The organism is Enterococcus sp. DIV0294 (assembly GCF_050558155.1).
In the GTDB taxonomy this organism is placed as follows: domain Bacteria; phylum Bacillota; class Bacilli; order Lactobacillales; family Enterococcaceae; genus Enterococcus; species Enterococcus faecalis.
The window spans coordinates 1037836-1049824 of sequence record NZ_CP187889.1; the positions used below are offsets into that span (position 1 = coordinate 1037836).

11 protein-coding genes are annotated in these 11989 nt (G+C 38.9%); all 11 read left to right on the forward strand.

Annotation, left to right across the window (positions count from 1 at the left end; translation table 11 throughout):
- Positions 1-4 precede the first annotated feature (4 nt).
- The 11 genes from IGJ20_RS05200 (at position 5) to IGJ20_RS05250 (ending at position 11987) form a co-directional block, all read left to right on the forward strand.
- Positions 5-1501, forward strand: coding sequence for a carboxypeptidase M32 (locus tag IGJ20_RS05200; RefSeq protein ID WP_202522449.1), 1497 nt, complete (start codon positions 5-7; stop codon positions 1499-1501).
- A gap of 32 nt (positions 1502-1533) precedes the next feature.
- Positions 1534-2250, forward strand: a complete 717-nt coding sequence (locus IGJ20_RS05205) for a DnaD domain protein (protein ID WP_202522450.1) — start codon at positions 1534-1536, stop codon at positions 2248-2250.
- 14 nt (positions 2251-2264) lie between these two features.
- Complete coding sequence (gene nth, locus IGJ20_RS05210; protein ID WP_002357985.1) at positions 2265-2912, forward strand: endonuclease III; 648 nt, start codon at positions 2265-2267, stop codon at positions 2910-2912.
- A 172-nt stretch (positions 2913-3084) separates the two neighbouring features.
- Complete coding sequence (locus IGJ20_RS05215; protein ID WP_002357984.1) at positions 3085-3849, forward strand: GntR family transcriptional regulator, LSA1692 subfamily; 765 nt, start codon at positions 3085-3087, stop codon at positions 3847-3849.
- Positions 3846-5144: a Sapep family Mn(2+)-dependent dipeptidase gene (locus IGJ20_RS05220; RefSeq protein WP_202522451.1), complete on the forward strand. Its 1299-nt coding sequence runs from the start codon at positions 3846-3848 to the stop codon at positions 5142-5144. Before IGJ20_RS05215 ends, IGJ20_RS05220 begins: the two co-directional genes overlap by 4 nt.
- 169 nt (positions 5145-5313) lie before the next feature.
- Positions 5314-6267: a N(4)-(beta-N-acetylglucosaminyl)-L-asparaginase gene (locus IGJ20_RS05225; protein WP_192190164.1), complete on the forward strand. Its 954-nt coding sequence runs from the start codon at positions 5314-5316 to the stop codon at positions 6265-6267.
- Between the two features lie 19 nt (positions 6268-6286).
- Positions 6287-6616, forward strand: a complete 330-nt coding sequence (locus IGJ20_RS05230) for a PTS sugar transporter subunit IIB (protein WP_002408283.1) — start codon at positions 6287-6289, stop codon at positions 6614-6616.
- Positions 6617-6634: 18 nt separating this feature from the next.
- On the forward strand, positions 6635-7990 hold the full coding sequence (gene celB, locus IGJ20_RS05235; RefSeq protein ID WP_002384702.1) for a PTS cellobiose transporter subunit IIC: 1356 nt from the start codon (positions 6635-6637) through the stop codon (positions 7988-7990).
- Positions 7991-8007: 17 nt separating this feature from the next.
- A complete protein-coding gene (locus tag IGJ20_RS05240; protein ID WP_002361637.1) occupies positions 8008-8526 on the forward strand; it encodes a GrdB-related putative oxidoreductase in 519 nt (172 codons plus the stop codon).
- A gap of 36 nt (positions 8527-8562) precedes the next feature.
- A complete protein-coding gene (locus IGJ20_RS05245) occupies positions 8563-11025 on the forward strand; it encodes a helicase C-terminal domain-containing protein (RefSeq protein ID WP_430605261.1) in 2463 nt (820 codons plus the stop codon).
- Positions 11022-11987, forward strand: coding sequence for an asparaginase (locus tag IGJ20_RS05250; RefSeq protein WP_002382144.1), 966 nt, complete (start codon positions 11022-11024; stop codon positions 11985-11987). The genes IGJ20_RS05245 and IGJ20_RS05250 overlap by 4 nt, the downstream gene beginning before the upstream one ends.
- The last annotated feature ends 2 nt before the right edge of the window (positions 11988-11989 follow it).

The following is an 11989-nucleotide window of genomic DNA, read 5'->3' on the forward strand; positions in this document are numbered from 1 at the left end:
AAAAATGAAGGAAGCTGTATTTTTACAAGAAGTGAAAGAAATTCAATTACTAAAAAATGCCTTGACATTATTAGACTGGGATTCATCAACTGGGATGCCAGAAAAAAGTAGTCCTTTTCGAGGAGAAGTAGAAGGGTATTTAACCGGATTATATTTTGAACGAAGTATTGGCGCAGTTATTCAAGAAGCATTGGCCTATTTTGAGACACGCCCTGAAGAATTATCTGAATTAGGGAAACTGGTTTTTGAAAAAGTAAAAGAAGAATATGCTTTGAATAAAAATGTTCCAGCTGAACGTATGCAAGAATATGTTAAAGTATTAAACCAAGCACATACAGATTGGCTAAAAGCACGCGCTGCACAAGATTTCGGCTTGTTAGAAGAAACCTTAACGAAGGTCGTTGCGTTCCAAAAAGAGTTCATTCCTTATTGGCAAAAAGAAGAAAAAACTCCGTACGATGTGTTATTAAATCAATTTGAACCAGGGATGACGGTTGAGAAACTAGACCAAGTATTCGACCAAGTAAAACAAGGGATTCAAGAGATTCGGACCGTTTTGGCAGAAAAAGGTACGCCGCCTAGAACTGACTTTTTATCTAGAAAAATGACCAAAGAACAACAACGTCGTTTTGTGATTGGTGTGGTTGAGCAATTAGGCTATGATTTTTCAAAAGGCCGATTAGATGATACAGTTCATCCATTTATGACAGCTCTAAATCGAAATGATGCGCGGATTACTACGCGCTGGGAAGAAAATAATTTCTCAATGGCAACATTTGGTGTGATTCATGAAGCGGGTCATGGGATGTACGAACAAAATTTTGATCCTAAATTTGACTTTACGCCGCTAAGCGAAGGTGCCTCTATGGGGATTCACGAATCACAATCGCTCTTTAATGAAATTATCATTGGTAGCAACCGGGCTTTTTGGCAAAAACAATACCCGTTTTTCCAAGAATGCGCAGAAGGCACTTTTGATGATATTGCTTTTGAAGATTTCTATGCTTCTTTAAAAGAAACGAAAGCAAGTTTGATTCGGATTGATTCCGATAGTCTCACCTATCCTTTGCATATCATTATTCGTTATGAAATTGAGAAAATGTTGTTTAATGGTTCTTTGGAAGTCGCTGATTTGCCAAAAGTGTGGAACGAAAAATACCAAGAGTACTTAGGCGTATCACCTGAAAATGATTTAGAAGGCGTCCTTCAAGATGTTCATTGGTCTGGAGGTAGCTTTGGTTATTTCCCATCTTATGCCTTGGGTTATTTGTACGCCGCACAACTATTTCACGCAATGAAACAAGAATTATCTGTTGATGAAATTTTAGCTTCGGAGGATTATTCTGATATCCGTAAATGGTTAACACAACATATTCATCAGTACGGCGCTTCACGTAAACCAAATCAATTAATTTATGATGCAACGGGAGAAGAATTGAATCCTAGTTATTTAATTGATTATATGAAAGCTATTTATTTTGATGTTTATCATGTGCAATAAGTGAAACAAGCAAGGGGAAGTGGACAACAACAATGTTATCAATTCGTGAATATTTAGAAGCTGGTGAAACAACAATCTCAAACTTACTATTTGATCATTACCAAAAAATTGGTTTGAAAGATGATGAATTTCTCTTTTTACTGCAACTTTTTCGTTCGCAAAATGCAGGCGATTTATTTCCAGACTTAATGGCGATTGCAGAGACGATGTGCAAAACGCCAGATACGATTTATAAGTTATTAAATCAATTGGTTTCTCGCGGATTTATTCGAATTGAAACACAACAAAACCAAAAAGGTCAAATGATGGATACGTATGATTTACTACCTGTTTTTCAAAAGATTCAATTATTTTTACAAACGAGCAAAGAAAAACAAGTTGTCGCAAACCACGAAGATGAAATTAAACAGCTTTACCAAGGCTTTGAAAAAGAATTCGGACGTCCACTTTCACCCATTGAATTAGAAATGATTGGTCAGTGGTTGAACACGGACCATTATTCCCCTGAATTAATCCGGTTAGCGTTGCGAGAAGCCGTTTTAAATCAGGCGTATAGTTTGAAATATATTGATCGTATTTTACTTGCGTGGGAGCGTAAAAATATTACCACCAAAGAACAAGTGGCTGCTGATCAGAAAAAACGAAAAGATTCTATGATTCAAAATGAGATTGAACAACAAGGTCAGACACAAGAATCGTTACCAAAGGTTACATTACACAATTGGTTAAATCCAGAAGACAGTGAATAAAAAGGAGGTGGGCCATGCTATCAAAAGAGAAAACAATGGAAGCTATTGAAATTATGTATGAGATGTTTCCAAATGCAGAATGTGAATTAAAACATAAGAATCCTTTTGAATTATTAATTGCTGTGATTTTAAGTGCGCAAGCAACCGATGTATCGGTAAATAAAGCTACTCCTGGTTTATTCGCAGCTTTTCCAACTCCAGAAGCTTTAGCAGCTGCGCCGGTGGAGGAGATTATTGCTAAAATAAAAACCATTGGCTTATATCGCAATAAAGCAAAAAATATTAAAGCGTGCGCACAACAACTTTTAGAACGTTTCAATGGAGAAGTTCCGCAAACCAGAGATGAACTGGTCAGTTTACCTGGCGTGGGGAGAAAAACAGCCAATGTAGTAATGGGAGATGCTTTCGGCGAACCGGCTTTTGCAGTAGATACACATGTGGAACGAGTGTCCAAGCGCCTTAGAATTTGTAAGCTAAATGCGAATGTTACTGAAGTTGAGCAAACCTTAATGCGTAAAGTTCCGAAAGAACTCTGGGTGAAAACGCACCATACCATGATTTTCTTTGGGCGTTATCACTGCCTAGCAAGAGCGCCTAAATGTGAAGCCTGTCCGCTACTCTATATGTGTCAAGAAGGCAAAGAACGGATGAAAGGGAAATAACATATTTTTTCCTAAAAAAGCGAGCCACAAGTCCAACCGACTTGTGGCTCGCTTTCTTTTTTGATTTTTAAGAAACGCAACAAATGATTGCGGTTTCTTAAAAATTGATTTAGTATAGACAGTGTGGTATATACTAGAAAATTTATTTTTTTGAAGAAAGATAGGCGATGAAATGACAGAAAATGCACCCAAATTTAAGCAAATTTCTGCAGAAATTGAAAAGAAGATTAGAGACGGTCTGTATGTAAGTGCACAAAAATTACCTTCAGAATATGATTTAGCTAAAGAATATAACTGCAGTCGCTTGACCATCCGTAAAGCGATTGATGATTTGATCCGCAAAAATATTTTGGTAAAACGACATGGTAAAGGTAGTTATGTGATGTCGCAAGCGAAAATTCAAAGTGGTCGCGCTGGCTTACAAGGTTTTACTGAGGCAGCCAAAGCTTACGGGAAAAAAAGCCAGACAGAAGTCATTTCCTTTGAAGAAGTAGTACATCCCGCTGAGAAAATTCGGGAGGCGCTCCAAGTAGGCAAAAATGAGGCGATTTATGAACTGATTCGCCGCCGAATGTTAGACGGCGAGCCAATGACAGTTGAAAAAATTTATTTGCCACAAGCATACGTACAAGGCCATACGAAGCAAGACTTCGAGGGCTCTCTTTTCTGCTTAATTGAGAAGAACGTCGAGATTGCTTATTCGCATCAAGAAATTGAAGCAATCTTAGTTGAAGCGGAAATTTCAGAATTATTGAATGTTCCTGTGGGCCAACCACTTTTACAAGTCCACTCTATCACCTATGCGCTTGATGCAACTCCTATTTTATATGATGTCTCTTTATATCGAGCAGATCGGTACACGTTTAAAAACACACTGACCCGCTATAGCCCGTCTGAAAACAACCAAGTGGAGCTAGGAGGTTCTTGGAACGAATGAAGATCAAAGAAGAAATAGCCGCTCAAAAAGATTTATTTTATGAAGACTTAAACAAAATTATCGCGATTCGAAGTGTGAAAGGGTCGCCTAAAAAAGAGGTACCTTTTGGCGAAGGACCGAAAAGAGCCTTGGAAGAAACGCTGAAACTGGCAGAGCGTTATGGCTTTCAAACTGGGATTGTCAATGACGCAGTTGGCTATGCGCAATGGGGAACAGCGGAAGAATATCTGGGAATTATTGGTCATTTAGACGTAGTACCAGAAGGTTCTGGTTGGTCAGTGCCGCCCTTTCAATTAACGAAAAAAAATCAACGTTTGTATGGTAGAGGAATTCTAGATAATAAAGGTCCTATCTTGGCTTGCCTGTATGGAATGAAATTACTGAAAGAACTTGGTTACCAACCAAAGAAAACCATTCGCTTAATGTTTGGCACGGATGAAGAAAGTGGGAGTGGAGATATCCCCTTATATTTAGAGAAGGAAAACGCACCCGTTTTTGGATTTACTCCAGATTGTAAATATCCAGTAGTTTATGGGGAGCGAGGGATTGTTAATTATGAGATCACAACGACCATCCCAGATGATTCAAGTGAACAAATTGGTCAGATTATAGGTGATCAAGCAAAAGACCACGTACCTGATCAATTAAGTGTGGTGATTGCGGGAAAAACAACAGCAATCACGGGAAAACGTGCTCCTTCCAATGCGCCAGAACTAGGCAAGAACGCGATTACTTTATTGGCACAGAAAATTAGCGAGGAACAGTTAGTCAAAGGAAATTTATTACAGTATTTCGACTGGTTAACCGCTAGTTTTCACGAAAAGCACTATGGCGAAGGAGTAGCTCTGGACTTTAAGGATCAGGATAGTGGGCAATTGATTTTAACGCCCTATGCGTTGGAAAAACGAGGACAGCAATTGGTGTTATCATTGGCCGTGCGTTATCCTGTTTCTATTACAGAAAACGAAGTAACCACGCAGCTAACGAAGGCACTATTTCCAGAAAGTGAAGTGACCGTCATCCGCCGCCTCCCTAGTACGCTGTTTCCAAAAGATGAGCGCAATGTTCAAAAATTAACCAAGGTTTATGAACAAATTACTGGCTTAGATGGGACGCCAGTCACAACTACAGGTGCTACGTATGCTCGCTTTATGCCGAATATCGTTGCTTTTGGTCCATCATTTCCTGGTCAAAAAGGCATTGCGCATAACCAAGATGAATATATGGATGAAAAAGATTTACTGCTTAATCTGGAAATCTATATGCAAGCGATGATTGCATTAACAGAAGCATAAAACCAATAGAAGATACACGTATGAGAAGAAGCCAATGTGTTTCGTAGAGGTCGCATACGTGTATCTTCTATTTTTCTGTATAAAATTTCATTTTCAGTATATACAAAACAGTATATACTGGTTTATAATGGTGGAGAAATGTAAGCGTTAACGAAAGGGCGGATGGAAAATGACTTGGGGTGCAATTGCGACATGGCGGATGGCACATGATGGGTTACTAAAAGCTACAGAAGAATTACAACAAGGAGGTGCTGCAGGCACGGCCGTGGAACAATTAATTAAAGAAGTAGAAGACTATCCTTTTTATAAGTCAGTGGGCTACGGCGGTTTACCTAATGAGGAAGGGATTTTAGAAATGGATGCTGCCTATATGGATGGAGACACATTTGCAATTGGTGCTGTGGCAGGAATTACAGATGTTAAAAATCCGATTTCAGTGGCTAAAGCATTAAGTAAAGAGAAGTTTAATAGTTTTCGTGTTGGCGCAGGTGCAACGAAATATTCAATGTTGCACGGTTTTGAAAGAAAGAATATGTTGACAGAACGCGCTAATCAATGGTGGCAAAAGCGTTTAAAAGAAATTCAGGAAAATCAGTTGAACCCCTATGATGGGCATGATACTGTCGGCGCTATTACGTTAGACCAAACAGGATCAATGGCAGCTGGCACTTCCAGTTCGGGACTTTTTATGAAAAAAGCAGGACGTGTCGGCGATTCACCACTGTCAGGTTCTGGTTTTTATGTTGATAGCGAAATTGGTGGTGCTGCGGCTACAGGATTAGGTGAAGATTTAATGAAAGGCTGTCTTTCTTATGAAATCGTCCGTTTAATGGGGGAAGGGCGCTCGCCACAACAAGCATGTGATCAAGCGGTCTATGCTTTTCACGAAAAATTGACCCAACGTTATGGGAAAGCAGGAGCTTTTTCACTAGTGGCCATGAACAAACAGGGAGACTGGGGCGTAGCTACGAATGTGGAATTTACTTTTACGGTTGGTACTGATATGCAGCAACCAGAAATCTATATTGCAAATCCAAGCAAGAATCATACCACAGAGATTCAGCCGATTTCACAAGAATGGTTAGCGGCCTATGAAAAAAGAATTAAAGCACCAATTGAATAGATGAGGAGAGTGAAGGAACATGAGTAAAAAACAAATTTATCTTTTTTGTGATGCAGGGATGTCTACAAGTATTATGGTGAATAAAATGATGGAAGTGGTTGAAAAACATCAAATGCCTTTAATGATTACTGCTTTTCCTATTGCAAGAGCACAAGAAGTGGTTGAAGCAGAGAAGCCTGTTGCTATTTTATTAGGACCACAAGTCCGTTTTTTATTAGAAAAAACAAAAGAACAATTTGCTCCGCAAGGGATTCCTGTCGCTGCAATTACGCCAGAAATTTATGGCATGATGGATGGCGAAAAAGCATTGAAAGAAGCACTGCGGTTAATTAAGCAAAATAAAAAATAATAGATAGGAGTGACGACCGTGCAAAAATTTTTGGATTGGTTAGAGCGCGTATTGACCCCTTTGGCAAAAGTGATAGGAGAAAATAAGTATTTAGTAGCGATTCGTGATGGCTTCCTTTTATCAACGCCCTTGTTGATTGTTGGTTCGGTCTTCTTATTAATTGCTAATTTTCCTTTGCCGCAATGGGATACTTGGATGTCTCATTTGCTTGGTAAAGACTGGGCGACAATGATGTCTGTTCCAGCTAGTGCTAGTTTTGATGTAATGACCATTCTGGCCGTTGTCGGTATTGCCTATAGTTTAGGGAAACAATTCAATGTGGATGCAATGCAAGCAGGAATTATCGCATTGGTTTCATTTTTTATTGTAACGCCTTATCAAACATTATTTACACCGGAAAATAGTTCAAAGGTTTATGAAGTTACTAGTTTACCTTTAAAATGGATGGGTTCCAGTGGTTTGTTTTTAGGAATGATTGTCGCATTAATTGCGACTCGTTTATTTGTGGCCATTGTTCGTAAAGGGTGGACAATAAAAATGCCAGAAGGAGTGCCACCAACAGTGGTTAAGTCTTTTGAGGCCCTGATCCCGAGCTTTTTAGTTGTTACTCTCATGTTTTTAGTCAATTGGCTGGCTGCTTTAACTCCTTATGGTAATTTACAAGATGTTATTTTTGAATTTCTACAAACGCCCTTATTGAGTCTTGGTAATACCTTAGGTGCGATGAGCATTGCTTATTTATTTTTACACTTCTTTTGGTTCTTTGGCATTAACGGAGGTAGCGTGGTTGGCGCAGTCTTTAATCCTGTTTTGCGGGCATTGTCTGTTGAAAATTTACAAGCATTTAAAGACGGCCATGAAATTCCCAACATCATCACTGGACAATTTCAAGATATGTTTGCAACATTTGGTGGCGCCGGTTCCACACTCTCATTAATCATTGTGATGGTCTTATTCTGTAAAAGTCAACGAATTAAAAAGCTTTCGCAACTTTCACTAATTCCTGGTGTTTTTGGGATTAACGAACCAATCATTTTTGGGTTGCCAATTGTTTTAAATCCAATCCTTTTAATTCCATTTGTCTTAGTACCCGCAATTAATATTATTATTGCCTATTTTGCTATGGATTGGGGCTTAGTTCCATTGACGAATGGTATCCAATTGCCGTGGACGACCCCACCAATTATCTCAGGATTTTTAGTCAGCGGTTGGCAAGGATCAATTCTGCAAGCTCTCTTATTGGTACTAGGAATGTTCATTTATTATCCTTTTATTCGAGTTATGGATGACCAATATTTACGTGAAGAATGGAAAGCACAAGAAGAAGAGAGTGAAGAAATTGATTTTGATTCCTTTGACTTCGATGATTTATAAATAAGGAGGAAATAGGCATGAAAAAAATCCTTTTAGTCTTAAACCACAGTTTAGCAGGATTTGGCAGTGATGAACAAGCTCAGCTGAAACCAAGTGGTAAAAAAGCTCCCTTAGGCCCAGGGGTAACATTGCTACCATTTTTACAGAAGCAAGGAGCGGAAATTGTTGCGACACTTTATTGTGGAGACCAATATTATTTGGAAAACGAGGAAGAGGTAGCAAAGAAATTTATTGGCTTTGCAAAAAAGTTTCATGCCGATGCGGTTCTTTGCGGACCTGCCATGCATTATCCTAATTTTGGAGAAATGGCCGCTCGTCTAGCTTGTAAGTTTAATGCTGCGGGCATTCCTGCAATTGCAGCAATGGCAGAAGAAAATCCAGCAGTTAGTCACTATTATCAGCAAGTACCGATTGTGAAGATGCCCAAAAAGGGCGGCATTGGTTTAAATAATTCGTTTAAACAAATGGCGCAATTGGTCGTGGCAAAAGCAAATGGAAAAGAAACCAAACAGTTAGAAGAAACAAGTTGTTTTTAATTGTTGATAATCTAAAGAGAAATCCAGAATGAACGCATGATTGTGTTCGTTTTGGATTTTTTGCTTTTGTTTAGCGAATGTATGTTCTATAATAGGGAGGCAGATAGGTGGGATTACGTGAAATCAACGAGAAAAATTGCGGTTCGTCAAGTGGTCGAATTTATTTTAAGGCGGGGAAGTATTGATTCTCGCCATGTAAGTGAACATACACCACAAGAAGGTAGTCGCCTTCATCGAATGCTGCAAAAGGAAGCGGGGAGCCTTTATCAAAAGGAAGTATCTTTAAAAATTGAGGTGCCTTTAAATGGACATAATTATTGTGTAGAAGGTCGTGCAGACGGCATTTTTGTGAAAGAAACTGGGCAAGTGGTCATTGATGAAATTAAAACATCCGAGCCAGCGTTTGAAGAATTGCCGCCAGAAAAGGTCGAATTGTTTTGGTATCAAGCGATGTGTTATGGTCACATGTATTGCCAACAAGAACAACTTTCTGAAATAACGCTGCAACTCACTTATTATCAGACCACCACAAAACAAATCACACGACAAGAACGCCATTTTACAGAAGCTGCATTAGCGGAGTTTTTTACTGATTTGATGAAGCGCTATGAACAGTGGGTAATTTTTAAAGAAGAGTGGCGTATTTTGAGAAATAAATCATTAAAAAATCTTAGTTTTCCTTACGGGGAGTATCGCAAAGGGCAACGAGAATTGGCGGTAGCCGTCTATAAAACAATTCTTAGTAAACAGCGGCTCTTCGTGGAAGCACCAACTGGAACAGGCAAGACAATGTCCACTCTTTTTCCAGCGATGAAAGCAATTGGTGAAGAAGAAGGTGAACGGATTTTTTATTTAACAGCTAAGACCATTACGCGTCAAGTGGCTGAAGATGCCGTCAAAGCGCTGTCCGAAAAACAAGCGCAAACTAAGAGTATTACGTTAACAGCAAAAGATAAAATTTGTTTTTTAACTGAACGAAATTGTACACCAGAACATTGCCCGTTTGCTGACGGCTATTATGATCGTTTAAATGAGGGACTGTGGGATTTATTGCAACATGAAAATTATTTAACGAGAGAGGTTATTGAACGGTATGCACAAAAGCACCATTTGTGTCCATTCGAGTTGTCGCTAGATGCAAGTCTTTGGTGTGATTTAATTATTGGCGATTACAATTATCTATTTGATCCAACGGTTTATTTACGGCGCTTCTTTGAAGAACCCCAAAGTGCAGAAGAGAATATTTTTTTAGTTGATGAAACCCATAATTTGGTTAATCGTTCACGGGAGATGTATTCGGCCGCTATTTCTAGGAATGCGGTTTCGCAAATTCAAAAAAGATTGCAAAAAGAATCTGTTCAATTAAAAAGAGCTTGTCAAAAAGTCTTAACTACGTTTGATGATATTGAAGCAATCTGTGAAGAAAAAGACACGGATTTTTTTGCCCAACGTGCGCCAATTGATTCATTAGTTAAACAGATACATCGATTAACAGAAGTAATTGCAGAATGGTTGTCAGAAAATCAACACATTGAGGAATTGGCGTCGATTCTCAGTTTTTATTTTGATTGTTTAAGTTATCTTCGAATCAGCGAGTATTACGACAACGGCTTTTATACGTCTATTTCTTTGCGAAACTATGACTGTGTTGTGAAACAATTTTGTGTCGATCCGGCTTATTTATTGTCACAACGATTAGATAAAGGGAAAGCGAGTATCTTATTTTCGGCAAGTTTAACACCTCTGAATTATTATCAAGAAGTGCTTGGTGGAGGTGAAGAAAGCCTACGTTATCGGATTCCGTATCCTTTTCCAGAAGAAAATCAATTGTTGATGATTGGTAGTCATCTTCAAACAACCTATAAAAACCGTGAAAAAAGTTATCCACAGATTAGTGAACTTTTAGGGAAGTTAAGTGAAACAAAAACAGGTAATTATTTAATTTTCTTTCCTTCCTACGCCTATATGGATGATGTCTATCAAGTATTTAGCCAACGTTACCCGCAAGTAAAAACTCAAATTCAGGGAACGGACTTAAACGAAAAAGAGCGAGAAGCATTTTTAGCTGAATTTAAAGAGAATCCTCAAGAAACTTTCATCGGTTTTTGTGTTTTAGGTGGTATATTTTCAGAAGGAATTGACTTGAAAGGTACCCGATTGATTGGTACGATAATTGTTAGTGTCGGGCTACCACAAATGAATCCGGAGCAAGAACTGATTCGCACTTTTTATCAAGAAGAGCGAGGGCAAGGGTTTCAATTTGCGTATCAAATTCCAGGTATGAATAAAGTCTTGCAAGCGGCTGGACGTGTCATTCGAGATGCGCAAGATAAAGGCTTTGTGTTGTTATTAGACGAACGATTTGAATTACCAAGTGTCCAGCGTTTCTTTCCGCCGCATTGGTTGGCGCATCGAAAGGCAAACACCAATGAACAACTCATTCAACAAGTGAAACAATTTTGGTTAAAAAATAAAGAAAACAAAGGAGGAAACAAATGAAGACCATTTTAGTCCTTCATACAGGTGGGACCATTTCCATGTCGAAAGTAGCAGGAGGAAGTGTTGCCCCGAATGAAAAAAATCCGTTGATGGAACAAGAAGCATTATTTTCTGGCAAGGTTCATTTAGTTGTCGAAGATATTTTTAATATTCCCTCACCACACATGACCTTAGAACGGATGTTTCAATTAAAAGAACGGATTCAAAAAGCTTATTCTGAACCAATTGATGGCGTGGTTATTACGCATGGAACAGATACATTAGAAGAAACAGCTTATTTTTTAGATATAACCTTAGAGAAAAAAATCCCCATTGTTTTAACAGGAGCAATGCGGTCAAGTAACGAAATCGGTAGTGATGGCTTGTATAATTTCATCAGTGCTATTTGGACTGCTTGTTCAGACGAATCGTACGATAAAGGTGTTTTAGTCGTGATGAATGATGAAATTCATACGGCGCGTTATGTGACAAAAACACATACAACGAACGTAGCAACGTTTCGGACGCCAACTTTTGGACCAATTGGAACCATTGCGAAAGAACGTGCTTTTTTTGCGAAAGAGGTCTTACCGCAAGAAGTTTGCGATGTTTCTTCTGTGAAAGGAAATGTTCACGTAGTGAAGGCCTATGCGGGGATGGGTGAACGAATGTTTGAATTATTAAACACCCCAGAAACGGATGGGTTAGTAATTGAAGCGCTAGGCGCGGGTAATTTACCGCCAGAAACGCTCCCAGCATTACAAAAAATGCTAGACAACGGGATTCCAGTCGTTTTAGTTTCTCGTTGTTCCAATGGCATTGCTGAAGATATCTATGATTATGCTGGTGGTGGCGTTGGCTTGAAAAAAATGGGGGTCGTTTTTGCCCGTGGTTTAAACGGACCGAAAGCGCGGATTCGTTTAATTGTTGGTTTAAACAGCGAAAAAAATCCTACAGAGTTAAAAGAATTTTTGGAACAGTAACT